Annotated in this window: 22 protein-coding genes and 1 pseudogene; 10 read left to right on the top strand and 13 right to left on the bottom strand. The window is 59.4% G+C overall.

Going from position 1 to position 26,973, the window contains the following annotated elements; genetic code table 11:
* Positions 1-69 precede the first annotated feature (69 nt).
* From LCH64_RS08675 to LCH64_RS08660, 4 genes are all read right to left on the bottom strand, one after another.
* Positions 70-306 (bottom strand): DUF1653 domain-containing protein, encoded by a 237-nt coding sequence (locus tag LCH64_RS08675; RefSeq protein WP_003226597.1) that lies wholly within the window; start codon positions 304-306, stop codon positions 70-72.
* A gap of 98 nt (positions 307-404) precedes the next feature.
* A complete protein-coding gene (gene fadA, locus LCH64_RS08670) occupies positions 405-1,580 on the bottom strand; it encodes an acetyl-CoA C-acyltransferase FadA (RefSeq protein ID WP_003226599.1) in 1,176 nt (391 codons plus the stop codon).
* Between the two features lie 29 nt (positions 1,581-1,609).
* The gene (fadB, locus tag LCH64_RS08665; protein WP_024013640.1) at positions 1,610-3,757 is read right to left on the bottom strand and encodes a fatty acid oxidation complex subunit alpha FadB; all 2,148 of its coding nucleotides are present in this window, start codon (positions 3,755-3,757) and stop codon (positions 1,610-1,612) included.
* Between the two features lie 527 nt (positions 3,758-4,284).
* Complete coding sequence (locus tag LCH64_RS08660) at positions 4,285-4,722, bottom strand: hypothetical protein (protein ID WP_003226602.1); 438 nt, start codon at positions 4,720-4,722, stop codon at positions 4,285-4,287.
* A gap of 104 nt (positions 4,723-4,826) precedes the next feature.
* Between LCH64_RS08660 and LCH64_RS08655 the strand changes: the two genes are divergently transcribed.
* Entirely contained in the window at positions 4,827-5,264 is a 438-nt protein-coding gene (locus LCH64_RS08655; protein ID WP_226499993.1) for a universal stress protein, read from the top strand.
* A gap of 174 nt (positions 5,265-5,438) precedes the next feature.
* Here the strand turns inward: LCH64_RS08655 and LCH64_RS08650 are convergent, their stop codons facing one another.
* A complete protein-coding gene (locus LCH64_RS08650; protein WP_201136988.1) occupies positions 5,439-7,358 on the bottom strand; it encodes an ATP-binding cassette domain-containing protein in 1,920 nt (639 codons plus the stop codon).
* A 214-nt stretch (positions 7,359-7,572) separates the two neighbouring features.
* On the opposite strand from LCH64_RS08650, the gene LCH64_RS08645 reads away from it, so the two are divergent.
* Positions 7,573-9,501, top strand: coding sequence for a transglycosylase SLT domain-containing protein (locus tag LCH64_RS08645; RefSeq protein ID WP_003226606.1), 1,929 nt, complete (start codon positions 7,573-7,575; stop codon positions 9,499-9,501).
* A gap of 84 nt (positions 9,502-9,585) precedes the next feature.
* Here LCH64_RS08645 and LCH64_RS08640 read toward each other — a convergent pair whose 3' ends face one another.
* Positions 9,586-11,364 (bottom strand): ABC transporter transmembrane domain-containing protein, encoded by a 1,779-nt coding sequence (locus LCH64_RS08640; protein WP_226499992.1) that lies wholly within the window; start codon positions 11,362-11,364, stop codon positions 9,586-9,588.
* Between the two features lie 256 nt (positions 11,365-11,620).
* Here LCH64_RS08640 and LCH64_RS08635 point away from each other — a divergent pair, with 256 nt between their 5' ends.
* The gene (locus LCH64_RS08635; protein ID WP_045122558.1) at positions 11,621-11,800 is read left to right on the top strand and encodes a PA1571 family protein; all 180 of its coding nucleotides are present in this window, start codon (positions 11,621-11,623) and stop codon (positions 11,798-11,800) included.
* A 168-nt stretch (positions 11,801-11,968) separates the two neighbouring features.
* Here the strand turns inward: LCH64_RS08635 and pdxB are convergent, their stop codons facing one another.
* Positions 11,969-13,111, bottom strand: coding sequence for a 4-phosphoerythronate dehydrogenase PdxB (pdxB, locus tag LCH64_RS08630; protein ID WP_226499991.1), 1,143 nt, complete (start codon positions 13,109-13,111; stop codon positions 11,969-11,971).
* Positions 13,112-13,336: 225 nt separating this feature from the next.
* Between pdxB and LCH64_RS08625 the strand changes: the two genes are divergently transcribed.
* Entirely contained in the window at positions 13,337-14,746 is a 1,410-nt protein-coding gene (locus tag LCH64_RS08625) for an MATE family efflux transporter (RefSeq protein WP_003226614.1), read from the top strand.
* Between the two features lie 135 nt (positions 14,747-14,881).
* On the opposite strand, the gene tusA is transcribed toward LCH64_RS08625, so the two are convergent.
* Both tusA and rlmM read right to left on the bottom strand, forming a co-directional pair.
* Entirely contained in the window at positions 14,882-15,133 is a 252-nt protein-coding gene (gene tusA, locus LCH64_RS08620) for a sulfurtransferase TusA (protein ID WP_095189156.1), read from the bottom strand.
* A gap of 166 nt (positions 15,134-15,299) precedes the next feature.
* Positions 15,300-16,373: a 23S rRNA (cytidine(2498)-2'-O)-methyltransferase RlmM gene (rlmM, locus tag LCH64_RS08615; RefSeq protein ID WP_226499990.1), complete on the bottom strand. Its 1,074-nt coding sequence runs from the start codon at positions 16,371-16,373 to the stop codon at positions 15,300-15,302.
* A gap of 222 nt (positions 16,374-16,595) precedes the next feature.
* Between rlmM and acnA the strand changes: the two genes are divergently transcribed.
* Positions 16,596-19,337, top strand: a complete 2,742-nt coding sequence (gene acnA, locus LCH64_RS08610; protein ID WP_226499989.1) for an aconitate hydratase AcnA — start codon at positions 16,596-16,598, stop codon at positions 19,335-19,337.
* Between the two features lie 361 nt (positions 19,338-19,698).
* Here acnA and LCH64_RS08605 read toward each other — a convergent pair whose 3' ends face one another.
* On the bottom strand, positions 19,699-20,523 hold the full coding sequence (locus tag LCH64_RS08605) for an aminoglycoside phosphotransferase family protein (protein WP_226499988.1): 825 nt from the start codon (positions 20,521-20,523) through the stop codon (positions 19,699-19,701).
* The gene (locus LCH64_RS08600) at positions 20,510-20,998 is read right to left on the bottom strand and encodes an SRPBCC family protein (protein WP_201136982.1); all 489 of its coding nucleotides are present in this window, start codon (positions 20,996-20,998) and stop codon (positions 20,510-20,512) included. Before LCH64_RS08600 ends, LCH64_RS08605 begins: the two co-directional genes overlap by 14 nt.
* Positions 20,999-21,183: 185 nt before the next feature.
* Here LCH64_RS08600 and LCH64_RS08595 point away from each other — a divergent pair, with 185 nt between their 5' ends.
* Both LCH64_RS08595 and LCH64_RS08590 read left to right on the top strand, forming a co-directional pair.
* A complete protein-coding gene (locus tag LCH64_RS08595) occupies positions 21,184-22,104 on the top strand; it encodes an ADP-ribosylglycohydrolase family protein (protein ID WP_226499987.1) in 921 nt (306 codons plus the stop codon).
* A gap of 56 nt (positions 22,105-22,160) precedes the next feature.
* Positions 22,161-22,565: a lysozyme inhibitor LprI family protein gene (locus tag LCH64_RS08590; protein WP_226499986.1), complete on the top strand. Its 405-nt coding sequence runs from the start codon at positions 22,161-22,163 to the stop codon at positions 22,563-22,565.
* A 113-nt stretch (positions 22,566-22,678) separates the two neighbouring features.
* Here the strand turns inward: LCH64_RS08590 and LCH64_RS08585 are convergent.
* Positions 22,679-22,998: pseudogene (locus tag LCH64_RS08585) on the bottom strand (hypothetical protein); the annotation flags it as partial.
* 267 nt (positions 22,999-23,265) lie between these two features.
* Between LCH64_RS08585 and LCH64_RS08580 the strand changes: the two are divergent.
* From LCH64_RS08580 to LCH64_RS08570, 3 genes are all read left to right on the top strand, one after another.
* Positions 23,266-23,871: a hypothetical protein gene (locus tag LCH64_RS08580; RefSeq protein WP_003226630.1), complete on the top strand. Its 606-nt coding sequence runs from the start codon at positions 23,266-23,268 to the stop codon at positions 23,869-23,871.
* A gap of 9 nt (positions 23,872-23,880) precedes the next feature.
* Positions 23,881-24,087, top strand: coding sequence for a helix-turn-helix transcriptional regulator (locus LCH64_RS08575; RefSeq protein WP_003226632.1), 207 nt, complete (start codon positions 23,881-23,883; stop codon positions 24,085-24,087).
* An 84-nt stretch (positions 24,088-24,171) separates the two neighbouring features.
* Complete coding sequence (locus LCH64_RS08570) at positions 24,172-24,843, top strand: hypothetical protein (RefSeq protein ID WP_226499985.1); 672 nt, start codon at positions 24,172-24,174, stop codon at positions 24,841-24,843.
* A 67-nt stretch (positions 24,844-24,910) separates the two neighbouring features.
* On the opposite strand, the gene mrdA is transcribed toward LCH64_RS08570, so the two are convergent.
* On the bottom strand, positions 24,911-26,803 hold the full coding sequence (mrdA, locus tag LCH64_RS08565; protein WP_103486294.1) for a penicillin-binding protein 2: 1,893 nt from the start codon (positions 26,801-26,803) through the stop codon (positions 24,911-24,913).
* Between the last annotated feature and the right edge of the window lie 170 nt (positions 26,804-26,973).

Raw genomic sequence — 26,973 nt, 5'->3', positions numbered from 1 at the left:
CTGACGCGGCACCGCTATATATAGTTGATACAAGGTGAGGTCAAGCGCAGGGTTCTGCACGCACTCGTCTCATACCTTGGAAAAAAGGCTCGGTTCGGCTTGCACCAAAGCAAAGCGTGGCACCTGCTCGCCGTCAACCTCGACCGACTCCAGAAACATGCTCAAGGGGCGCACCCAAAAGCCGTATTCGCCATACAGGGCTTGGTAAAACACCACTTCCTCTTCGGTCTCGGAATGCCGCGCAACACTGAATACGCGGTACTGCGGCCCCTTGTAATGTTGGTAGAGCCCAGGTTGTATCGGCATGCTTCGGCCCTCACTCAAATTTTTTCAAAATAAATACAAAATAAATCCACAAAAACAAAAACCGGGGCACTTGGCCCCGGCTTCCATCGACGAGACGCTTAAACGCGTTCGAAGACGGTGGAGATGCCTTGGCCGAGACCAATGCACATGGTAGCCACCCCGAAGGTGCCGCCATTCTGCTTCATCACGTTCAGCAAGGTGCCGGAAATACGGGCACCGGAGCAACCGAACGGGTGACCCAGGGCGATCGCGCCGCCGTGCAGGTTAACCTTCTCGTTCATCTTGTCGAGCACTTTCAGATCTTTCAGCACTGGCAGGGCCTGTGCAGCGAAAGCTTCATTGAGCTCAAAGAAGTCGATATCGTTGATGCCAAGGCCCGCACGCTTCAGGGCTTTTTGTGTTGCCGGAACTGGACCATAGCCCATGATCGCCGGATCCACACCCGCCACTGCCATCGAACGGATCACGGCCATCGGCTGGATCCCCAGATCCTGTGCACGCTGCGCCGACATCACGATCATGCAAGAAGCACCATCGGTGATCTGCGACGAAGTACCGGCAGTCACGGTGCCGCCCTTTGGATTGAAGGCAGGCTTGAGGGCCGCCAGACTTTCCAGGGTGGTTTCCGGACGAATGGTTTCGTCGTAGTCGTACAGCTTCAGGAAGCCGTTTTCGTCGTAGCCCTGCATCGGGATGATTTCGTCTTTGAACTTGCCTTCCACAGTCGCCTTATGAGCGAGCTGGTGGGAGCGCACGCCAAAGGCGTCCTGCTGCTCACGGGTGATGCCATGCATCTTGCCGAGCATTTCTGCAGTCAGACCCATCATGCCCGAGGCTTTCGCCGCGTACAGCGACATATGCGGGTTCGGATCAACACCGTGCATCATGCTCACGTGGCCCATATGCTCGACGCCACCAACCACGAATACGTCACCGTTGCCGGTCATGATCGCTTGCGCCGCCGTGTGCAGAGCACTCATCGACGAGCCGCACAGACGGCTGACGGTCTGGCCGGCAGAGGTGTGCGGGATCTGGGTCATCAGCGACGCCATGCGTGCGATGTTCCAGCCCTGCTCCAGGGTCTGGTTTACACAGCCCCAGATCACGTCCTCGACTTCAGCAGGATCGACCTTGGCGTTGCGCTCCAGCAGTTTGCTGATCAGGTGTGCCGACATGTCTTCGGCACGGGTGTTGCGGTGCATGCCGCCCTTGGAGCGGCCCATCGGAGTACGACCGAAGTCGACAATCACGACGTCTCTAGGATTCAAGCTCATAAGTTCACTCTCACTCTAGTTGGGGGCGCTTAACCGAAGAAGCTCTGGCCGTTTTTGGCCATTTCGCGCAGCTTCGCGGTCGGGTGGTACAGCGCGCCCAAATCAGCGTACTGGTCAGCCAGGGCAACGAACTCGGCAACACCGATCGAATCGATGTAGCGCAGCGCACCGCCACGGAATGGAGGGAAACCGATACCGTAGACCAGACCCATGTCGGCTTCGGCGGCAGTTTCAACGATGCCGTCTTCCAGGCAGCGCACGGTTTCCAGGCACAGCGGGATCATCATCCAGTTGATGATGTCTTCGTCAGTGACTTCGCGCTGCTCATAAACGATCGGCTTGAGCACTTCGAGTACCGACGGATCGGCGACCTTCTTCTGCTTGCCTTTCTTGTCGGCCTCGTAGGCGTAGAAGCCCTTGCCGTTCTTCTGCCCCAGGCGTTTGGCTTCGTACAGCACGTCGATGGCCGAACGACGGTCATCCTTCATGCGATCCGGGAAACCTTCAGCCATCACGTCACGACCGTGGTGACCTGTGTCGATGCCGACCACGTCCATCAGGTACGCCGGGCCCATTGGCCAGCCGAATTTTTCCATGACCTTGTCGATGCGGACGAAATCCACGCCGGCGCTGACCAGTTTGGCGAAGCCGCCGAAGTACGGGAACAGAACGCGGTTGACCAGGAAGCCCGGGCAGTCGTTGACGACGATCGGGTTCTTGCCCATTTTCTTGGCGTAGGCAACGGTGGTGGCAATCGCCAGCTCGCTGGACTTCTCGCCACGGATCACTTCCACCAGCGGCATCATGTGCACCGGGTTGAAGAAGTGCATGCCGACGAAGTTTTCCGGACGCTTGAGGGCCTTGGCCAGCAGGCTGATGGAAATGGTCGAGGTGTTGGACGCGAGGATGGTGTCCTCTTTGACTTTGTCTTCGACTTCAGCCAGTACCGCTTGCTTGACCTTCGGGTTCTCGACCACGGCTTCTACAACCAGGTCGACGTGACCGAAGTCGCCGTAAGACAGGGTCGGACGAATGCCGTTGAGCACTTCAGCCATTTTCGCAGCAGTCATGCGGCCTTTATCAACGCGGCCAACCAGCAGTTTGGCGGCTTCGGCCAGACCCTGCTCGATTCCGTGCTCGTTGATGTCCTTCATCAGGATCGGCGTACCTTTGGAGGCCGACTGATAGGCGATGCCGCCACCCATGATGCCGGCGCCCAGTACGGCAGCCTGCTTCACGTCCTTGGCGATTTCGTCGTAGGCCTTGGCCTTTTTCTTCAGCTCCTGATCGTTCAGGAACAGACCGATCAAGCTCTGCGCGGCAGAGGTCTTGGCCAGTTTGACGAAACCTGCTGCTTCGACTTCCAGCGCCTTGTCACGACCGAAGTTCGCGGCTTTCTGGATAGTCTTGATCGCTTCGACCGGCGCCGGGTAGTTCGGGCCAGCCTGACCGGCCACGAAACCTTTGGCGGTTTCGAAAGCCATCATTTGTTCAATGGCGTTGAGCTTGAGCTTTTCCAGCTTCGGCTGACGCTTGGCCTTGTAATCGAACTCGCCGGAGATGGCGCGCTTGATCAGTTCAAGGGCAGCTTCCTGCAGCTTCTCTGGAGCAACCACAGCGTCGACGGCACTGACTTTCAGCGCGTCTTCAGGACGGTTTTCCTTGCCGGCGGCAATCCACTCGATGGCGTTATCGACGCCGATCAGACGTGGCAGACGCACGGTACCGCCGAAGCCCGGGTAGATGCCCAGTTTGACTTCCGGCAGACCGATCTTGGCCTTGGTCGACATGACGCGGTAGTCCGCAGCCAGGCACATTTCCAGACCGCCACCCAGAGCGATGCCGTTGATCGCGGCCACGGTCGGAACGTTGAGGTCTTCGAAATCGCTGAAGATCTTGTTGGCTTCGAGATTGCCAGCAACCAGCTCGGCATCCGGCAGCTTGAAGTTGTCGACAAATTCGGTGATGTCGGCGCCGACGATGAACACGTCCTTGCCACTGCTGACGATCACGCCCTTGATCGAAGCATCTGCCTTGATGGTGTCCACGGCCTGACGCAGTTCGTTCAGGGTAAGACGGTTGAACTTGTTGACGGACTCACCCTTGAGGTCGAATTTCAATTCGACGATGCCACTTTCAAGAGCTTTAACCGTGATGGCTTTACCTTCGTAAATCATCAACTGATCTCCACGATATGGAAGCTGAACAGTACACGTCGGACGCAGGTAAATGGCTCGGCAGGACGTTTTTTCGTCGATGCTGACGCCAATCCACCCGGCACACCCGCCAACGCGATAGTCGGGATTCTGTAGGAGCAGTCTGTAAGACAAACGCTCAATTCATACGCCCGTTTGATTTGGGTACGTCACCTTCACGGAATTTCCAACAATTGTCAATCGCCCAAAATACGGGTGGAAATGCGACTTTGCGGTCACTTCCGTCGCACGCAGAGCTGCAATACGCCTCTGCATGCAAAGCCATTCATAGAATCAATAGTTAGAAAAGTCGCCCTAATTCGCAACGAGCCCTGTTTAAAAGGCTACGCTGGCTGGACTACAGGGATATCCGCTGACTGCAAAAAGCCGAGTCAGCGACAAAAACAGTTACCGGCCTGCCTGGCCACCCCGCCCGATGAATCATGTCGGGCTTTTTATTGCTCGTCTGCCGGACGCTCCCCACCCTTGCAGTGGGAAAAGTCCGCGAGTCATGCCAGTGCTTTCAGAGTCGCATCGATATCCTGCAGAACCGTGGCTTCGCCCTTCTCCCCCCAGTACAAAGCGATCATCTGCTTGTCGGCCTCGACCTTGAACACGTTGCCCGGCAACTTTTCGAAATGATTGAGCAACAATCGGTCTTCGCACACTTCCTGCCACTGATTGACCCACACGCCCGGCGATTTCTGCCAGTAGGTCCAGCACGCCGGCTGACTGCCACGCCGTGGCCGATGATATTGCGCACACGGGTTGGGCGGCTCCTGAGACAGCCAGTGCGGCCACTCCTGAGGCGCTAACTGCATGGCCAGTCCGATGCGCCGAGCCTCCATGCGCAGGGCCATCCGGCCACTCTGCACGCGCGATGGGCGCAACCATGCCAGTGGACTCAGAACCACCAGCAGGATTGACACCACCAACCAGACCGTCATATCTCTACTCCCGACTTATAGGTGAGCGCATTGCGTCACTTTGGAACCAATGCGCTTGAAACCAGCCATACTTAACAATATTGAACCGTCACGAGGAGCACCTCATGCCCTACACCCATATCTTGGTCGCCGTAGACCTGACCGAAGAGTGCGACCCTGTGATCCACCGCGCCCGCGAGCTGTCGGCGAGCAACGGTGCCAAGCTGTCGCTGGTGCATATCGTCGAACCAATGGCGATGGCATTCGGCGGCGATGTGCCGATGGATCTGTCACAACTGCAACAGCAGCAGTTCGATCAGGCCAAGGAGCGCCTTGAACGCCTGAAAGCCAAATATGTAGAGCTTGAAGGTGCCAATTGCCACCTGACCTATGGCCAACCACGCCAGGAAATCCATCATTTCGCCAAGGAAAACCAGTGCGACCTGATCGTGGTCGGCAGCCACGGCCGCCACGGTCTGGCGCTGCTGCTCGGGTCCACGGCCAATGACGTGCTGCATGGCGCGCCTTGCGATGTGCTCGCAGTGCATCTGGTCAAACGCTGAAACACTGATCACTGTGGGAGCGAGCCTGCTCGCGAAGGCGTCGGAACATTCAGCATTAATGCCGCCTGACACACCGCATTCGCGAGCAGGCTCGCTCCCACATTAGATCTCCACCCGTATATGAAAAGCCCGGCGCTCATCACTGAACGCCGGGCTTTTTCATGGCCGGATCAATCAGGCATCCAGCTCTGCCCAACGCTCCACCAGCGCATCCAGCTCAGCCTGCAACTGCTCCAGCGAAGCAATCACCTTGGCCGTTTCTGCCGGCGGACGCTGATAGAAGCCGGCTTCAGCCATTTCGGCTTCGACGGCCGCGATCTGCTGCTCCTTGGCATCGATATCGCCCGGCAATGCTTCCAGCTCGCGCTGCAGCTTGTAGCTCAGCTTTTTCTTGGCCGCCGGTGCCGCAGCAGGTACGGCCACCGGCGCAGGCTCAGCGGTGACCACCGCCGAGTTGAGGTCAGCCTTGCCCGACTTGCTCTCGGTCACGCCCAGCAGGCGCGGCGAACCGCCCTGACGGATCCAGTCCTGATAGCCACCGACGTATTCACGCACCTTGCCTTCACCTTCGAAGACCAGGGTGCTGGTGACCACGTTGTCGAGGAATGCCCGGTCGTGACTGACCATCAGCACAGTGCCGTTGAAGGTCAGCAGCACTTCTTCGAGCAGTTCGAGGGTTTCCACGTCGAGGTCGTTGGTCGGTTCGTCGAGTACCAGCAGGTTCGCCGGTTTGCTGAACAGTTTGGCCAGCAGCAAGCGCGCACGCTCGCCACCGGACAGCGCCTTGACCGGCGTGCGGGCACGCTGCGGACTGAACAGGAAGTCGCCGAGGTAGCTCAGCACGTGGCGGCTCTGGCCGTCGATATCGATGAAGTCGCGACCTTCGGCGACGTTGTCGATCACGGTCTTTTCCAGATCCAGCTGATGGCGCAACTGGTCGAAGTAGGCCACGTCGATGCGCGTACCCTCTTCCACTTTGCCGCTGGTCGGTTGCAGACCGTTGAGCATCAGTTTGAGCAAGGTGGTCTTGCCGGTACCGTTGGCACCGAGCAGGCCGATCCGGTCGCCGCGCTGCAGGACCATCGAGAAGTCCTTGATCAGGTACGGGCCATCCGGGTGATGGAAGCTGACATTTTCCAGCACCATCACTTGCTTGCCGGACTTGTCGGCGGTTTCCAGCTGGATGTTCGCCTTGCCGGTACGCTCGCGACGCTCGCTGCGCTCAACACGCAGGGCTTTCAGCGCGCGAACGCGACCTTCGTTGCGGGTACGACGGGCCTTGATGCCCTGACGGATCCACACTTCTTCCTGAGCAAGACGCTTGTCGAACAGCGCGTTGGCAGTTTCTTCCGCAGCCAGCGCAGCTTCTTTGTGCACGAGGAAGCTGGCGTAGTCGCCGTTCCAGTCGATCAGACCGCCGCGATCCAGTTCGAGGATGCGCGTGGCAAGGTTTTGCAGGAAGGAACGGTCGTGCGTGATGAACAGCACGGCGCCCTGGAAATCCTTCAGCGCTTCTTCAAGCCAGGCAATCGCACCGATGTCCAGGTGGTTGGTCGGTTCGTCGAGCAGCAGCAGATCCGGTTCCGAGACCAGCGCCTGCGCCAGCAGCACGCGACGACGCCAGCCGCCGGACAACTCGGCGAGGGTCTTGTCGGCAGGCAGTTGCAGGCGGCTCAGGGTGCTGTCGACCAGGGTCTGCAAGCGCCAGCCGTCACGGGCTTCGAGGTCGTGCTGAACGTGCATCAGCTTGTCCAGATCGGCGTCGGTGACGATGTTCTGGCTCAGGTGATGGTATTCGGCGAGCAAGGCGCCAACGCCGTCGAGGCCTTCGGCAACCACGTCGAATACCGTCCGCTCGTCGGCCACCGGCAATTCTTGCGGCAATTCGCCGATTTTCAAGCCGGGGGCACGCCACACCGAGCCGTCATCGGGCTTCTGGTCGCCCTTGACCAGTTTCATCATGCTGGACTTGCCAGTGCCATTGCGGCCGATGATGCACACCCGCTCACCACGGGCGATCTGCCAGGACACCTTGTCCAACAACGGCATCGCGCCGAATGCAAGGGACACATCGCTGAATTTGAGCAGGGTCATGAGCTTCTCCAAAAACCGGGCGCGCATTCTACCTGAGTTAGGCCCTCAGCAGGCCGGCAATTTGTCTGCTGAAGCACTCTGCACAACATTTGTTGCGAACTTGTGCTGCGAGACCCGCAAAGCTTTCGCCGCTCGCTGGCAAAAGGCTAAGCTACAGACAATTCAGTGCTGATCGAGGTCGGCACTTGTCATGATTTCTCTGCCCGGATGTCTCATGCGCAGTCGCCTTTTCAGTGTCTTGTCCTGTTTGCTACTCACCGCCGCTGCCGCTCAATCCGCTCAGGCGGTGGATCTGTCCACCCAACGCCAGTATTACGATGAAGCCAAGCGCGCGCTGGCCAAGGGCGATACCGGCCCATACTTCCGCTACAGCCAGGCCCTGGCCGATTATCCGCTGGAACCGTACCTGGCCTACGACGAACTGACCGCACGCCTGAAGACCGCCAGTAACGAGGAAATCGAGAAGTTCCTCGCCGAACACGGTGACCTGCCACAGGCCAACTGGATGAAATTGCGTTGGTTGCGCTGGCTCGCCGACCGTGGCGACTGGGCGACTTTCGTCAAGTATTACGACCCGAAACTCAATTTCACCGAACTGGACTGCCTCAACGCGCAGTACCAGATCAGCAGCGGCCACAAGGCCGAGGGTTACGCCAACGCCGACAAACTGTGGCTGACCGGTAAATCGCAACCGGCCGCCTGTGACGGGCTGTTCGGTATCTGGGCTGCCGATGGCCAGTTGACCGAACAGAAACGCTGGGAACGTACCAAACTCGCCGCTCAGGCGCGCAACTATCCATTGGCGAACAGCCTGGTCAACGGCCTGACCACCCTCGCCCCGCGCGGCCGTTTGCTGGTCGATGTGGCGCAAAAACCTGAACTGCTCAATCAGCCTTCGCGCTTCACCCCGAACGACGAGCCGATGTCCGACATTGTCAGCCTCGGCCTGCGTCGCCTCGCCCGTCAGGATCCGGACAGGGCCATGGCCCTGCTCGACGGTTACGCCAGCAGCATGCATTTCTCCCGTGATGAGAAGGTCGCGATTGCCCGGGAAATCGGCCTGACCCTGGCCCGGCGTTTCGACAGCCGCGCGCTGGACGTGATGACCCAATACGATCCCGAGCTGCGTGACAACACCGTTTCCGAATGGCGCCTGCGTCTGCTGTTGCGCCTGGCACGCTGGGACGATGCCTATCAATTGACCCGTCGCCTGCCACAGGATCTGGCGACCACCAACCGCTGGCGCTACTGGCAGGCCCGCAGCCTGGAACTGGCGCAACCGCAGAATCCGGAAGCGCAGACCCTGTACAAGAATCTGGCCAAGGAGCGCGATTTCTACGGTTTCCTCGCCGCCGACCGTTCGCAATCGCCTTATTCGCTAGTGAACAAGCCGCTTGTGCTCAGCCAGGCCACCATCAACAAGGTGCGCAATACACCGGGCATACGCCGTGCTCTGGAATTCCATGCCCGTGGGCAGATCGTCGACGGGCGTCGCGAGTGGTATCACGTCAGCCGCCATTTCAATCGGGACGAAATGGTCGCCCAGGCCAAACTGGCCTACGACTTGAAATGGTACTTCCCGGCGATCCGCACCATCAGCCAGGCGCAGTACTGGGACGACCTGGACATCCGCTTCCCGATGGCCCACCGCGACACCCTGGTGCGTGAAGCCAAGGTTCGCGGGTTACATTCGAGCTGGGTGTTCGCCATCACCCGCCAGGAAAGCGCCTTCATGGACGATGCCCGCTCCGGCGTCGGCGCCAGCGGTCTGATGCAGTTGATGCCCGGCACCGCCAAGGAAACCGCACGCAAGTTCAGCATCCCGCTGGCCTCGCCACAGCAAGTGCTTGATCCTGATAAAAACATCCAGCTCGGCGCCGCTTACCTGAGTCAGGTGCACAGCCAGTTCAACGGCAACCGCGTGCTCGCCTCCGCCGCCTACAACGCCGGCCCCGGCCGGGTGCGTCAGTGGCTGCGCGGCGCCGATCACCTGAGCTTCGACGTGTGGGTGGAAAGCATCCCGTTCGACGAAACCCGTCAGTACGTGCAGAACGTGCTGTCGTACTCGGTGATCTACGGCCAGAAACTCAATTCGCCGCAGCCGCTGGTGGATTGGCATGAGCGGTATTTCGACGACCAATGACAGGTGCTGATTACCTGAAATGAAAAATGCCCGCATCAATCGATGCGGGCATTTTTTTGTCGTCAGCAAAGGCCTGCGCCAGTTCTAAACCGCCACGGCGTGCCCATCATTGAACTGCAGCGCCGCCAACCGGGCATACAGCGGATTGCTCACGATCAGCTCCTGATGGGTACCGATCGCTACCAACTGGCCCTGATCCATCACGGCGATCCGGTCGGCGTTTTTCACAGTGGCCAGTCGGTGCGCGATCACCAGCGTGGTGCGGTTTCGCATCAGGCTGGGCAAGGCTTCCTGAATCAGATGTTCGCTTTGCGCATCGAGGGCGCTGGTAGCTTCGTCCAGCAGCAGAATCGGCGCATCCACCAGCAGCGCGCGGGCAATCGCCAGGCGTTGACGCTGGCCGCCGGAAAGGCCGAGGCCGGCGTCCCCCAGATGGGTCTGATAGCCGTTGGGCATCTTCTCGATGAAGTCATGAGCATGGGCAATTCTAGCCGCTTCCTTGACCTGCTCCAGTGTCGCGCCAGCATTGCCGTAACGAATATTTTCTTCGACGCTGCCGAAAAACAGCGCGGGCGATTGCGAGACCAGGGCGAAATTGCGGCGCAGGTCCAGCGGGTCGAGACTGGTCAGCGGTACGCCGTCGATCAGGATCCGGCCCTCAATCGGGTCGTAGAAGCGCAACAGCAAGTCATACACCGTGGACTTGCCTGCACCGGATGGCCCGACAAGGGCCAGGGTCTCGCCGGCCCTGATGGTCAGGCTCAAGCCGTTGACGGCGTAGCTGTCCGGACGCGACGGGTAGGAAAAGTGCACATTCTGCAATTGCAGTTCGCCCTTGATCCGTTCTGGCAACGTCACCAGCCCGATGGTCGGTGGCTGGATGATGTTTTTTGAACTGAGCAACTCAGCGATGCGCTCGGCGGCACCCGCCGCACGTTGCAGCTCACCGATCACCTCACTCAACGTGCCGATCGCACTGCCGACGATCAGGCTGTAGAAGACGAAAGCCGCCAGTTCGCCGCCGGTGATGCGCCCGGCAATCACGTCCATGCCGCCGACCCACAACATCACCGCCACCGCGCCCAGCACCAGCACGATCACCACAGTGATCATCCAGGAACGCTGAAAAATCCGTTTGCGCGCCGTGTCGAATGCATCCTCGACCGTTGTGGCGAAACGCCGCTCGTCCTGCACCTGATGGTTGTAGGCCTGCACGGTCTTGATCTGGCCGAGGGTCTCGGAGACATAGCTGCCGATGTCGGCGACCCGGTCCTGGCTCAGCCGCGACAGATTGCGCACGCGCCGACCGAAAATCAGAATCGGGGCGACTACGAACGGCAAGGCAATCACCACGATGCTGGTGAGTTTCGGGTTGGTGACGAACAGCAGGACCACCCCGCCGATCACCATCAACAGGTTGCGCAGAAACATCGACAGTGACGAGCCGATCACCGATTGCAGCAACGTGGTGTCGGCGGTCAGCCGTGACTGAATCTCCGAACTGCGGTTGTTCTCGTAAAAACCGGGATGCAGATACACCAGATGGTTGAACACCTCGCGCCGGATATCCGCCACACAACGCTCGCCGATCCACGACACCCAGTAAAACCGCGCAAACGTGCCGACCGCCAGGCCCAGTACCATCAGCATGAAGATCCCAATGCTCTGGTTCAGCTGGTGCGGCGACTGGGTCATGAAACCCCGATCGACCAGCAATTTGATCCCCTGCCCCATCGACAAAGTGACGGCCGCGGTGACGATCAACGCCAGCAGCGCAGCGCAGACTTGCCAACGATAAGGCGCCAGAAATCGGCTGGTCAGACTCAGCGCGCGACGGTGCCGGGAAGAAAGCTTCGAGATCATTCAGGTACACATCCGTGTTGGTGAAAGGGCTAGCCTAAACCTTCTATGGGGCGGAACTCTGTAAATCACAATGAGTCAGGTTAAATATGCCCCCAAAGACTAGGCCATAGTTGCTATTGGTCTAATGTCCCGGTTGAGACGAGCGGTCATTTCTGTTGGAGTGGAGATGCCGCTTTTGACAGACCCAAAGGTGTTGTCACAGCCTGGTCACGTGGCGGTTTTAATCTACGTGCACAACCTGATGAGGAGACAGGCCATGTCCTTGCAACACCGCAGCGATGACAAGATTCAAGTGATCCGCACCAAGCCCGGCCAACCTCTGGGTTGCTCGATTATTGATAAGGACGGGCGTGAAGTACCGATCACTGAAGACATGATCCAGCAAGCATGCCGCGAACTGGAGAAGCGATTGGTCAAGCCTGCCGAACAAAAGTGATATAGCCACCGTCTTCCTGACCCGGCCCCTGTTTGGCCGGGTTTTTTCTGCCTGCCGTTCTCTTCTGTTCTGTTCTGTGTAGGAGCTGCCGAAGGCTGCGATCTTTTGACTTTGTTTTTCAAAGGCAAGATCAAAAGATCGCAGCCTTCGGCAGCTCCTACAGGGTTTTCAGACAGCAACTGCTCCCAGCGCCGCCACAATCTTTTGCAACTGCGGCGAATTCCCGTCGACCCGCACCTTCAGCCCTTCAATCTCGCGTCGCACCGGATACTGCTTGCGCAACACATCGAACGCCGCACGCTGTTCACCGACATTGCCTACAAGACTACGGCGAAAATCCGCGTCATCGCGGCGTGGGTCGTACACCCCGCGGCACAACATCGCCAGCGCCCAGGCCGGATCGCTGTCGGCGTGCAGGGTCACTTCTGACAGCCACGGTGCCGGCAACAGGTCACTGAGCTGGATACTCGGCGGCTGACCGATAAACTCGCAATAAGCCTGATAGATCTGCGCCGTACCGCGCTGTTTGCCATCAAGGCTGTAGCCGGCAATGTGCGGCGTGGCCAGCACGCAAAGTTCGGCGAGGGCCACATCGACTTCAGGCTCGGCTTCCCAAACGTCGAGCACTGCTTGCAGGTCTTCGCGCGCCAGCAGCACTTTGCGCAGAGCAGCATTATCCACCACCGGACCACGGGCGGCGTTGATCAGCCAGGTACCGGGTTTGAGCTGTTGCAAACGCTGCTCATCAAACAGGTGCCAGGTCGCGCCTTCGCCGGTACGGGTCAGCGGCGTGTGCAGGCTGATCACGTCGCACTGCTCGATGATCTGCTCGAGGCTGACGTAATCGCCGCCCTCGGCCGCCTGACGCGGCGGGTCGCAGACTTTGACATTCCAGCCCAGGCCCTTGAGGACCTTGATCAAGCGGCCGCCGACTTCACCGGCACCGATGACGCCGTAAGTACGTTGTGGCAGATCGACGCCTTCAATTTCCGCCAAAGTCATCAGGCTGCCGAGTACGTAATCGACCACGCCCCGCGCATTGCAACCGGGTGCGCTGGACCAGGTGATGCCGGCCTCGTTGAAATAATCGAGATCCAGATGATCGGTGCCGATAGTGCACGTGCCGACGAAACGCACCTTGCTGCCTTCGAGCAGCGCGCGATTGACGTTGGTCACCGAGCGCACCAACAGCACGTCGGCCTGCTCGACCGTCGCACGGTCGATGGAGCGGCCCGGGACCCGACGGATCTCGCCGAAATCGGCAAAAAAGGCATCGAGCAGCGGGATATTTTCGTCGGCAACAATCAGCATGGCGGGCTCCTTGGGGGGATCGGCAGTTTAGGTGCTGATCCACCGTTGAGCCAGCGCAGACTGCACGGTGGCGAGGGCGCTTCGCTTCCCGGCGGGAGCAAGCTGCCTCGCCACAGTGGATGGCCTTGATGATTACAAATCCGCAACAGAGGATTTTTCCTGACTGTCACGTCAGCGGCGTAGAATGCGGCGCCTTGCGCATCAACACCTGTGGACGCTTTGCCTGTGAATTCTGTTACTGATCAACCTCTCGCTGCCTCACTCACCCGCCCCGCGCGAATTCGCCTGGAGTTCAGGAACCTGCTCGCCCTGGCGTTGCCGATCATCATCGCGCAACTGGCGACCACCGCCATGGGCTTCGTCGATGCCGTGATGGCCGGCCGCGTCGGGCCACGTGATCTGGCGGCGGTGGCGCTGGGCAACTCGATCTGGGTCCCGGTTTTTCTGTTGATGACCGGCACCCTGCTGGCCACCACACCGAAAGTCGCCCAGCGTTTCGGCGCCGGCACCCACAGTGAAATCGGCCCGATCGTCCGTCAGGCGTTGTGGCTGGCGCTGGTGGTGGGGTTGATCGCGACTTGCATGCTGGTCGCCGCCGAACCGGTGCTGCACCTGATGAAAGTCGATCCCGAGCTGATCGGCCCGTGCATGCAATACCTGCACGGCATTGCCAGCGGCCTGCCGGCGGTGGCGTTCTATCATGTGCTGCGCTGCACCAGTGACGGCATCGGCCGCACCCGTCCGGCGATGGTGCTGGGCCTGTGCGGTCTGGCGCTGAACATTCCGCTGAACTACATCTTCATCTATGGCCACTTCGGCGTACCGGCCATGGGCGGCGTCGGCTGCGGCTGGGCCACGGCGATCGTGATGTGGGTCATGGCGCTGGGTCTGGCCGGTTACGAGCGCTGGGCGCCAGCTTATCGTTCGAGCGAGATCTTCAGCCGTTTCGACTGGCCACAATGGGCGGTGATCAAGCGTCTGCTGGCGATCGGTCTGCCGATTGGCATCGCGGTGTTTGCCGAGTCGAGCATCTTCGCCGTGATCGCCCTGCTGATCGGCAGCCTCGGCGCGACGGTGGTGGCCGGGCACCAGATTGCGCTGAACGTCAGCTCGCTGGTGTTCATGATTCCGTATTCGCTGGGCATGGCGGTCACCGTGCGTGTCGGCCAGGCACTGGGCCGTGAAGAACCGCGTGAGGCACGCTTCGCCGCCGGCGTCGGCATGGGCACTGCGTTGGCCTACGCCTGTCTGTCGGCGAGCATGATGCTGTTGCTGCGCGAGCCGATTGCGGCGATCTACACCGCCGACCCGACGGTGATTCATATCGCGGCGATGCTGATTGTGTATTCGGCGCTGTTCCAGTTTTCCGACGCAATCCAGGTGACGGCTGCCGGCGCCCTGCGCGGTTATCAGGACACCCGGGTGACGATGATCCTGACGCTGTTCGCCTACTGGGGCATCGGCCTGCCGGTGGGTTACGCCCTCGGCCTGACCGACTGGCTCGGCGAGCCGCGTGGCCCGAGCGGCTTGTGGCAGGGTTTGATCGTTGGTCTGAGCTGCGCGGCGTTCATGCTGTCGATTCGCCTGACGCGCAGTGCGCGCAAGCGTATTCGGATGAGTCGCAGCGCGGGTTAAACCAATAACACAGTACAAAAAAGTGGGAGCGGGCTTGCTCGCGAAAGCGGTGTTTCAGTCGAAATTTACAGTGACTGACACATCGCTTTCGCGAGCAAGCCCGCTCCCACATTGGGTTTTGCGTTTGCCTGAGGGTCAGGCTTGTTTCTTGCGGATCCAGTACAGATAAGTACCAGCCTCTTCGTGCTGGCCCACCAGTTCGTGGTCGAGAAACACGCAGAACTTGGGAATGTCGCGACGGGTCGAGGGATCGGTGGCGATCACCTTGAGCAGGCCGCCAGGCGCCAGGTCACGGATGTGCTGGTGCAGCATCATCACCGGTTCCGGGCAATTGAGACCGGTGGCGTCGAGGGTGCCGTCGACCGGCGTGTCGATCATTTCACTCATGATTCACTCCTGAAACTGGCCGGCATTGTCGCGCATTGCCGGGTGCTCAGTCATCTGTGGTGTTACGCCACACCCCTGTAGGAGCTGCCGCAGGCTGCGATCTTTTGACGTTGATTTAAGATCAAAAGATCGCAGCCTGCGGCAGCTCCTACAGGGATCTACGGTGTTAGCGGGACTTGGCTTTCTTGATGTCATGCCGACGCAGGTGGCAGGTCACTTCCTCGCGGTCGTGATACAGCTGCTTGCAGCCAATATCGACCTTGATCCCGCGCGCCTTGAAGCCATCGGCGATGCGCTCAAGCAAGCGCTTCACTTCGGCATAGCGCTGTTTCATCGGCAACTTGAGGTTGACCACCGCTTCGCGACAATGCCCCTCGCCGATCCACTCTTCGAGCATCGCCGCGTTACGCGCCGGTTTCTCGACGATGTCGCAGACCATCCAGTCCACCGGTTGCTTGGGCTTGAAGGTGAAGCCGTCGGCCATCAAGTGCTGTACCAGCCCGGTGTCCATCAGGCTCTCGGCCATCGGGCCGTTGTCGATCGCGGTGACCAGCATGCCGCGGTTGACCAGTTGCCAGGTCCAGCCGCCCGGAGCGGCGCCGAGGTCGACGCCGGTCATGTCGCTGTGCAGGCGCTCGTCCCACTGATCACGCGGGATGAAGTGGTGCCAGGCCTCTTCCAGCTTCAACGTCGAACGGCTTGGTGCCTCGCGCGGAAACTTCAGGCGCGGAATGCCCATCGGCCACATCGCCGAGTTGCCGGCATCGGCCATGCCGAGAAACACTTCGCGACCACTTTTGAAGGTCAGCAGCAGGCGCGGTTTGTTCGCGTCGTCCACCAATTTGCCGGCGCCGGTCAGTGCCTTGCGCAGCGGGCCTTCGAATTTCTTGCAGAAGTTCGACAGTTCTTTACCGTCGTTGGTGTCGACCACTTCCAGCCACAGGCTGCCGCAGACCGGGAAGTCCGCCATGTGCTCGAGGATGACACTGATGCGGTCGGTTTCCGGCAGGTTGATGAAGACGCCACGCGCCCATTGCCGCGTGAAAATCAGCTCGGCGAAGCGTTGGCCGCGCATCAGACGCTCGGCACCGTCTTCTTCGGTGCAGACAAACTCGGCGTAAGCGGTGGCCGGTTTGGCCTTGGCGTAACCGGCCACGTTGAGGTGGGCGGCGAGGTCGGAAATCTCCGAACAGACTTCGCCTTCGAAGCCTGGCCGGCAATGCATGAATAGGGTGTTCATTCTTACTCCTGGGCAGAGGGCGGACATTCGGCCCCTGCGCGCTGCTCAAGCCTTGCGGTGAAGCAAAGCCTGTCACGAAAACCGGCGCATGATAGCCGATGTCGGAACCTTGGTTCCGTCAATAGAGTCCAGTTATTAGCCAGCTACTGAAAACAGGGCTACGTTGATAGCTCTGCCCGTCCCCTCAGTCCGTAGCCGTGCGGACTCAAAGGAGTGATCGTAATGCCGTCCCTCGATAGCCTGAAAACCCTTAAAACCCTGAAAGTAGACGAAAAAACCTACCACTATTTCAGCCTGCCGGATGCCGCAAAAAGCCTGGGCAATATCGACCAGTTGCCGATGTCGCTGAAAGTCCTGCTGGAAAACCTGCTGCGCTGGGAAGATGAAAAAACTGTCACCGGTGCCGACCTCAAGGCCATTGCCGCGTGGCTCAAGGAGCGTCGCTCCGACCGGGAAATCCAGTACCGCCCGGCCCGGGTATTGATGCAAGACTTTACCGGCGTACCCGCCGTGGTCGACCTCGCCGCCATGCGCGCGGCGATGGCCAAGGCCGGCGGCGACCCGCAGCGGATCAACCCGTTGTCGCCGGTGGACCTGGTGATCGACCACTCGGTGATGGTCGACAAATTCGCCACCCCGAGCGCCTTCGAACAGAACGTCGACATCGAGATGCAGCGTAACGGCGAACGCTACGCCTTTCTGCGTTGGGGCCAGAGTGCCTTCGACAACTTCAGCGTGGTGCCGCCGGGCACCGGGATCTGCCACCAGGTCAACCTCGAATACCTCGGGCGCACGGTGTGGACCAAGGATGAGGACGGCCGCACCTACGCGTTCCCCGACACCCTGGTCGGCACCGACTCCCACACCACCATGATCAACGGCCTCGGCGTACTCGGCTGGGGCGTCGGCGGGATCGAGGCGGAAGCCGCGATGCTCGGCCAACCGGTGTCGATGCTGATTCCGGAAGTGATCGGTTTCAAACTCAGCGGCAAGCTCAAGGAAGGCATCACCGCCACCGACCTGGTGCTGACCGTCACCCAGATGCTGCGCAAGAAAGGTGTGGTCGGCAAATTCGTCGAATTCTACGGTGACGGCCTCGCCGATCTGCCACTGGCCGACCGCGCGACTATCGCCAACATGGCCCCGGAATACGGCGCGACCTGCGGCTTCTTCCCGGTCGATGACGTCACTCTGGAATACTTGCGCCTGTCCGGTCGCCCGGCCGAAGTGGTGAAACTGGTCGAGGCCTACACCAAGGCTCAGGGCCTGTGGCGCCTGCCCGGCCAGGAACCGGTGTTCACCGACAGCCTGGCGCTGGACATGGGCAGCGTCGAAGCCAGCCTCGCCGGGCCAAAGCGTCCGCAGGATCGGGTCTCGCTGCCGAACGTCGCGCAGGCCTTCAGTGACTTCATGGACCTGCAATTCAAGCCCACCAGCAAAGAAGAAGGCCGTCTGGAAAGCGAGGGCGGCGGTGGCGTGGCCGTGGGTAACGCCGATCTGGTCGGCGAAACCGAGTACGAATACGAAGGCCACACCTATCGCCTGAAAAACGGCGCGGTGGTGATCGCCGCGATCACCTCCTGCACCAACACCTCAAACCCGAGCGTGATGATGGCGGCCGGTCTGCTGGCGAAAAAAGCCGTGGAGAAAGGCCTGACCCGCAAGCCGTGGGTGAAGAGTTCGCTGGCACCCGGCTCGAAAGTGGTCACCGACTACTACAAGGCTGCGGGGCTGACGCAATACCTTGATCAACTCGGGTTCTCGCTGGTCGGTTATGGCTGCACCACCTGTATCGGCAACTCCGGGCCATTGCCGGAGCCGATCGAAAAAGCCATTCAGAAAGCCGACCTCACCGTGGCGTCGGTGCTGTCCGGCAACCGCAACTTCGAAGGCCGGGTGCATCCGCTGGTGAAGACCAACTGGCTGGCCTCGCCACCGCTGGTGGTCGCCTACGCCCTGGCCGGCAGCGTACGCACCGACATCAGCAGCGAGCCGCTGGGTAACGACCAACAAGGCAATCCGGTGTACCTGCGGGATATCTGGCCGAGCAGCAAGGAAATCGCCGACGCGGTCAGTCAGGTCAACACCGCGATGTTCCACAAGGAATACGCCGAAGTGTTTGCCGGCGACGAGCAATGGCAGGCGATCGAGGTGCCGCAAGCCGCCACCTATGTGTGGCAGGACGATTCGACCTACATCCAGCATCCACCGTTTTTCGACGACATTTCCGGCCCGTTGCCGGTGATCACTGATGTCAAAGGCGCGCGGGTTCTGGCGCTGCTCGGCGATTCGGTGACCACCGACCACATCTCCCCTGCCGGCAACATCAAGGCTGACAGCCCGGCCGGGCGCCATCTGCGCGAGAAAGGCGTGGAACCGCGGGACTTCAACTCCTACGGCTCACGGCGCGGCAACCACGAAGTGATGATGCGCGGCACGTTCGCCAACATCCGCATTCGTAACGAGATGCTTGGCGGCGAAGAAGGTGGCAACACGATCTACATCCCGAGCGGCGAGAAAATGCCGATTTACGATGCGGCCATGCTGTATCAGGCCTCGGGCACGCCGCTGGTGGTGATCGCCGGTCAGGAGTACGGCACTGGCTCCAGCCGTGACTGGGCAGCAAAAGGCACCAACCTGCTGGGAGTCAAAGCGGTTATCGCTGAAAGCTTCGAGCGCATCCACCGTTCCAACCTGGTGGGCATGGGCGTGTTGCCGCTGCAGTTCAAGCTCGATCAGAACCGCAAGAGCCTTAACCTCACCGGCAAGGAAACCCTGGATATTCAGGGCCTGACCGGCGTCGAGCTGACGCCCCGCATGAACCTTACGTTGGTGATCACCCGTGAAGACGGGCGGCAGGAGAAAATCGAAGTGCTGTGCCGCATCGATACATTGAATGAGGTGGAGTACTTCAAGTCGGGTGGCATCCTGCACTACGTGCTGCGGCAGCTGATTGCCTCTTGATTGCTTGATTCCGTGGTGAGGGGATTCATCCCTGATGAACTGCGCAGCAGGCCCTTTTTTGGAGTCGCTTCGCTACCCATCGGGGATAAATCCCCTCGCTACAGGTGCTCGACACAAGCCTTCAACACTTTTCTCCAGGCGAAAAAAAACCCGCCGAAGCGGGTTTTTCCCAAGACCATTATCGACTCCCTGTCGGCAGCGATCCTTGCTAATGGTCGATCATCCGTGATCCTGAAACACTCCCTGTGTCTCAGTTGATGGGTGTAGATTACGCCGTGGATCCAATCGGCAATAGTCGCAAAAGCTACCAACGCGTGTAAGACATTCGCTATACAGGCACTTCCGAAAACCCTTAGCCCCTTCAGGCATCCAGCAGGCAAGCCGCGATTCGCGCGATCTGTAGCTGCCCGGCGGCCTGCTGCTGCTGCGCGTCGTCTTCCAGAAACCACGCCGCGGACAACCCGGCGAACGCCAGCACCCACTGCAGCAAGCGTCGGCGATCAAGCCCGGAAGCCTCGACAATCACTTCGAGCTGACGGCGCAAACGCTGCGGCTCGCCAGCCGTCGGCAGATCCGGATTGCAGATCAGGTTCGCGTAGTCATAACCACGCTCGCCACGGACCCGTTTGGGATCAATCGCCAGCCAGCCGTGTGCAGCGAAATCGAGAACGTTGTCGTGGTGCATGTCACCGTGCAGCACCACTACGTCCTGCGGGTCAGCGAGCAAGGCTTCAGCCGTTTGCAGGCTCAGGGCATAGGTCCCGCCCTGTTCGGCGGCGGCCACCCGCAGCGAGGCGAACCACGGCGTCAGCTCTACCAGCGGCGGTGGCGGCGTCGAACGCGGCGCATGCAAGCGCGCCAGTGTCGCGCACATGATCCGCGTGGCCTCGTCGTCTTCACCGTTGAGCGCCATATGCATCAACGAACGCCGGCCCATGGCCCGTTCCAGCAACAAACCTTCCTCATGATGGGCCAGCACTCGCGCGGCGCCGTCACCGTCCCACCAGGTCATCAGCTGATTGCCGAATTGCTCGTCTGTATCCAGCGCAACCTTGAGCATCGCCGGCGTGTCGCCGAAATGTACCGGTAACAGGCGGCTGCCCGGGGTAATGATCGGTTCACCGTCCGGTACCAGCGCCCAGCATTGCAACCAGGGTGCGAAGATTGCGCAGTCAGTCACCGTCACGCTCGCGAGTCTTGGCGCTTTCGGCGAGAAACTGTTCAAGTCGGTTCAGTTGTTCCTCCCAGCCACGGCTGTCCATGTAGTACGCCTCCTTTTGGCGCACGTCGGGAATATGCGCAAAACCGGACTCAGACACCTTGAGCAAGGTACCGTCCTCGTAATCCTGCAGGTCGAACTTGACCAGCGTCGTCGGTTCCTGGGAATAGTCGATGCTCGGGTTGACCGCGTAGGGGTGCCAGCGAAATGAAAACAGCTGCTGCGGCTCGACCCGCTCGACCAGCACGTTCCACAACACGTGTTCATAACCGGGATAGGTGACCTGCCCTTGCGTCCATTCCCCGGCAATGAACCGCCTGCCCTCCAGCGCCACGCCAAACCACTGGCCAAACGCCTCGGCATCGACCAGTGCGCGCCAGACATAGGAACGCGGCGCCTTCAGCTTGATTTTGCGTTCGAAACTATTGGGTACCGGTTTCATAAGTCACCTCCTGTTCTGAACAGTAGGCTCGTATGACCACATGTCCAACCTGAAGTTGTATCAAAGCAGTGCAACTGTGCAGCATGGGGAAACATTCGGCGGCATTTCCGCTGGTTGAATCGAGCGCTCTCCGCCGATGAACCTGTTACCTTTTCCTGCGAAATGGAAACAAACAAGGACGAACCATGCAGCCATCCCTCTCCGAACGTTATCGCGGCGCTCTGCTCGGCCTTGCCTGTGGCGATGCTGTCGGGACCACGGTGGAATTCAAGCCGCGGGGCTCATTCCAGCCGCTGACAGACATGGTCGGTGGCGGCCCCTTTCACTTGAAGCCAGGGCAATGGACGGATGACACTTCGATGGCGCTGTGCCTGGCGGAAAGTCTGCTGAGCAAAAACACCTTCGATGCGGCTGACCAGATGGGGCGCTATCTGAACTGGTGGAAATGGGGCTATCTCAGCTCCACCGGTGATTGTTTCGATATCGGCATGACGGTCAGCCAGGCGCTGTCGCAGTATCAGCAAACCGGTCAGCCCTTTGCGGGATCTGCCGACCCGTTTACCGCCGGCAACGGTTCACTGATGCGCTTGGCGCCAGTGGTGCTGTTTTACTTTCCTGATGCCCGGCAGATCCGCCAGTTCGCCATCGACAGTTCGCGGACAACCCATGCAGCCCCCGAAGCCATCGAATGCTGTCAGTTGTTTGCCGAACTGATCAGCAAAGCCCTGCTTGGCGCCTCCAAAACAGAGTTGCGCAAACTGCCGGACTTAACCTTCGCTCAACCGAAAGTCGCAGCCATCGCTCGAGGTGATTACCTCGCGAAGTCGGCGAGCGAAATCCGTGGCAGCGGCTACAGTGTCGAGTCACTGGAAGCGGCGCTGTGGTGTTTTCACCGCACCGACAGTTTTTCATCGGCGATTCTGCAAGCCGCCAATCTTGGCGATGACGCCGACACCACTGCCGCTATCGTTGGTCAGGTGGCCGGCGCTTATTACGGCGTTCGGGCGATTCCCACCCACTGGCTGGAAATGCTCCATGACGGCGAGGAGATTGCGGCCACCGCAGATCGCCTGCTCGAAGCATCCCGGCTACGCGTACCTGAATAGAAGCCCCAGAGCCGCTAAACTGCTCGGTACTTCCATCTGACACAGTGAGAACCCCCATGTCCCCACGCCTGCTGCTGGCCCTGACGCCCTTTCTGCTCACGCCCCTCGCCCATGCCGCCGTCGACTGTGCCAACGCGAACGATCAGGCCACCATGAACCAGTGTGCCGGGCAGGAATTCAAGACTGCCGACAAGGAACTGAATGCGGTTTATCAGCAAATTACCGCCCGTTTGAAAGACAACGCCGACGCCAAAAAGCTGTTGGTGAGTGCGCAGCGGGCGTGGATCGGGTTTCGCGATGCCGAGTGCAAGTTTTCGGCATCCGGAGTCGCGGGCGGCAGTGTTTATCCGCTGATTTACAGCAATTGTCTGACGGGTGTCACCAAAGTGCGGGTCGAGGCGTTGAAGCAGTATTTGAAGTGTGAAGAAGGCGACATGAGTTGCCCGGTGCCGGAGGCCTGACCTTGTAGTGGTTTCGAGGACCTCTGCGCGAGCAAGCCCGCGCCCACATTTGAAATACACTCCGATTGTGGGCGCGGGCTTGCTTGCGAAGGCGTCAGCACAGAAGCCACCCATTACCGGACAAACACCTGCGCCGTCGTAATCGCCATATCCCCACCCGGCAACTTGATGCTCCCGTCTACTTCATGGTCTCGGCATCAAAAATCGCCACATCGTTGAACGTCCCGGCCAGATAGATCTTGCTGCCATCCTTATTGAACGAAATGCAGTAGTAGGAATGCTCCGGAGTCGCGGCCTGCAGCAGCTTCTTCTGCTTGATGTCGTACTTGGCCAAGCGATTGAGCACGCCGAACATCAGGTTCGGATCTTTCGGCGAACACATGCCGCTGAAGTAGATTTCAGTCAGCGGGCCGAAGTCCGTGGTTTCGGTCTCATCAAGCGCTCCGCAGCGGTCCGCTTTGCGCTTTTTTGATTTCAGCGCCCTGTGGGCATTCTTCACGTTAACGTCAGGACGATGGCAAGCACCACGGGGCGATTGGGGGTATGCGGCTGGCGGATCGTCTTCTTATCAACGTCACGAGCAGCAATGCGATGCTGACCGCAGAAAAGGCGGCCGCAGAAATAAATTAAAATAAATTATTGTAATTAGATAATTATTCATCGAAAATTCGCTACCCAATTGAAACAACCAGGAATTTTCATGAGTACTCACAACAACGGACTGGCGCTGCAGCGCATGCATTGGATCGGGCTGCTGGCAGCGATACTTGTCTGGGTTCTGGGTGTAACGGAGGTCGGCGGCAACACTACGATCTGGATCTTCAAAAAGGATGAAATGCTGGCAAGCCTGCTCTATGCGTTCGCTGAAGGCTCACCACAATTGCTTGACCCGTTTGTCGAAGGCGCACTGCTCGATCCCGACACCTGGCTGTCGTCATTCGCCACTGCGCTGATCGTTGTCCTGGACTTCCTGCCCGTTGTCCTGTCGGCGTACACGTTATGGCTGACAGGGTTATTTTTCCTGCGCTTGTCGCGCGGCGAAACCTGGACCGACCGCAATATCGGGGTCCTGTGGCGAGTGGGGGTACTGTGCATCGTTTCTCCGGCCGCCTATCCACTGGTAGAGACCTTGCAAGGTCTTGCCTTGTCGATAGATCTGCCGCCGGGGGATCGCATTTTTCAGTTCTCTATCGGCCTGTCCTCCTCTTCTGCCTACGAAATTATCAAAGGCGTATTGCTGTGTTCGTTTTCAATTATCATGCGCGATGCAAAAGTGCTCAGCGATGAGCAAAGTCAATACATATAGAACAATATAATGACCATTATCGTCCGCCTTGATGTTGTTATGGCCACGCAAAAAATTCGCTCGAAAGAGCTGGCCGCCCTGCTCGGGATCACCGAGGCCAATCTGTCATTGCTGAAAAACGGCAAAGTCAAAGGCGTGAAAATGGCAACCCTCGACAAGCTCTGCGCGGCGCTCGATTGCCAACCGGGCGATCTGCTGGAATATCAGAAAGACTAGGACTTTCCCCTGACGGCGAGTTGTTTATCGCCAGTCGCAATCGTTTAACTCTCATTCAATCCTTAGTTTCAAGGCGGCTATTTCATGTCCCGTTATTTGTCATGCGCGCTGTTATTGCTGACAGCGTCACTCAGCGGCTGCGCCACACAATTGGACGTAGCGCTCAACGCGATACCTGATCCGGACTATCAGTTCGACCGCAAGGCAACAGTACTTGTGACCTCGGCAAGCGCCACTGCTGAAAATGCATTGAATGCTCGCTACTATCTTCGCAATATGGTGAATGCGTTGAAGGATCGGGGATTCCAGGAGGTTTATACCGACGCTGATCTGCCCAGAAACCATGCTCCGGTGAAAATGACCATCACCCTCGATATCGGCAGCCGGCAAGTGTCCTACCGTTACACCGCCACCGATTATGGGCAAGTCGTAACCAGCACTTCGACGGTGTGCAAAAACATCAAGAAGAAAGACGATCGGCTGGCCTGCACCAGTACCCCAAACACTACATATGGTCCGGTGGGTACCTCGGAGCGAATCGGTTACACCACTCTCAGCACATTCGTTGCCACCGCCCGGGATGAAGTGAGCAAGCGTACCGTCTACCTGCTTCGGGCTTCGTCCTATAACGACGACTGCCAGGCCACCAAGGTCGAAACCTTTCTGGTGGAGCAAGGCCTGCAGAACCTGAGTTTCGAGGATCGCGTGCAGCGCAACTATACCGTGACGATGCCCGAGGGTTACCGCTGCAAGTAATACGTTTCCGTGGGCGTCTCCCGGCTTTGCTCAGCGTGCGCGAGCCTGTGCCGGGAGACGTCTCAGGTTAAACGTGCGGATCACCCGGCGGCTTGGCAGGCGCAGCGTATTGCGGCTTGAGGTGGCCGTCCTGATCCAATAGCCAGGCGTCCATGATCTGCCGCACCACCGGACCGGCGACGCGACCACCAGCCTCGCCGTTTTCGATCATTACCGAGATGGCGATCTTCGGGTGCTCCGCCGGAGCGAAGCCGACGAACAAGGCGTTGTCGCGATGGCGTTCGAGGGTTTTCTCACGATTGTAGCGCTCGCCCTGCTTGATCGCCACCACTTGCGCGGTACCACTCTTGCCCGCAATACGGTACTGCGCACCCACCGCTGCAGCACGAGCGATCCCCCTGGCATCGTGCATCACCATCTGCATGCCGTGGTTGACCTGATCCCAGTCACGCGGGTTCTTCAGCAGGATGTTGGGCATCGGATGCTCGTCAACCGGCGCCACACCATCGACTGTCTTCGCCAGGTGCGGTCGGTTCCATACGCCTTTGTTGGCGATCAGTGCGGTGGCCTGAGCCAGTTGCAGCGGCGTGACCTGCATGTAGCCCTGACCGATGCCGAGAATTACCGTTTCCCCTGGGAACCAAGCCTGGCGGCGTGTTGCGCGTTTCCAGGCCTGAGACGGCATCAAACCAGGCGACTCTTCAAACATATCCAGCGAGACTTTTTCGCCAAGGCCAAACATTGCCATGTAGTCGTGCAGGCGATCGATGCCTAGCTTGTGCGCCAGATCGTAGAAGTAGGTGTCGTTGGAACGCATGATCGCCGCGTCCATGTCCACCCAGCCATCACCGCTGTGGTTCCAGTTGCGGTACTTGTGATCAAAGTCGGGGAGTTGGTAGTAACCCGGGTCGAAAACGCGGGTCTGCGGGGTCACGACGCCGGCATCGAGACCGGCAATCGCCACTTCCGGCTTGATGGTCGAGCCCGGCGCATACAGGCCGCGCAGCACGCGGTTGAACAGCGGTCGGTCGATGGAGTCGCGTAGCGCCGAATACTCCTTGGAGCTGATGCCGGTGACGAACAGATTCGGGTCGAAACTCGGGTTGCTGACCATGGCCAGCACCTCACCGGTGGACGGATCAAGCGCCACCACCGAACCACGACGATCCCCCAGTGCCGCTTCGGCAGCTTCCTGCAGCTTGACGTCGAGACTGAGCACGATGTTTTTGCCAGGGACCGGATCGGTGTGCTTGAGCACCCGCAACACCCGGCCCTGGGCGTTGGTCTCAACTTCTTCATAGCCTACGTGGCCGTGCAGCTGGGCTTCGTAGAAGCGCTCGATGCCGGTTTTGCCGATGGATTGGGTCCCACGATACTCCACCGAGTCGAGGGTTTTGGACTCTTTCTCGTTGATCCGGCCAACATAGCCGATCGAATGCGCGAAGTGCGGCCCCAGCGGGTAATGCCGCACGAACTGCGGCTCGACATCGAGGCCCGGCAAACGGAATTCGTTGACTGCCAACACCGCGATCTGTTCTTCCGTCAGTTCGTAGAACAGTGTCACCGGGGTAAATGGATGACGGGACTGCTTCATTGCCTTATCGAAAACCGTGCGATCTTCAGCGGGCAGATGCAGGAGATTGATCACCTCGTCCAGCTCCTGATTGACATCAGTGGCGCGCTCGCGGGTGATCACCAGGTTGTAACTGGGTCGGTTATCAGCGAGCAGCACGCCATTGCGGTCGTAGATCAAGCCTCGTGTCGGCGGGATCGGCAAAATGTGCACGCGGTTGTTTTCGGAGATGGTCGAGTGGTAGTCGTACTCAACCACTTGCAGGATGTACAGGCGCACCACCAGCGCGCAGCTGATAGCAAAGACGAAGAGAGCGCAGGCGATCAACCGTTTATTGACCAACCGCTTCTCTTTCTCGTGATCCTTGATGGGAATGGGTTCAGGCATTTCTACAGCGACTCTTTGACATAATTTGAGTGCCGATCCATGGGCATGACATCAGTCCGTTAAAAAACGAGCTGCACCATACCAAAAACCGAGTGGTCACTTCAGAAGGATTTTGCCCAACGGCAGTCCTGGCGACGGTTGGAGCGAGTGTATCGTGCGAGTCTGGCGAT

The sequence above is a fragment of the Pseudomonas sp. MWU16-30322 genome, assembly GCF_020515535.1.
Lineage (GTDB): Bacteria > Pseudomonadota > Gammaproteobacteria > Pseudomonadales > Pseudomonadaceae > Aquipseudomonas > Aquipseudomonas fluorescens_H.
This window is presented reverse-complemented; position numbering and strand designations above follow the sequence as displayed.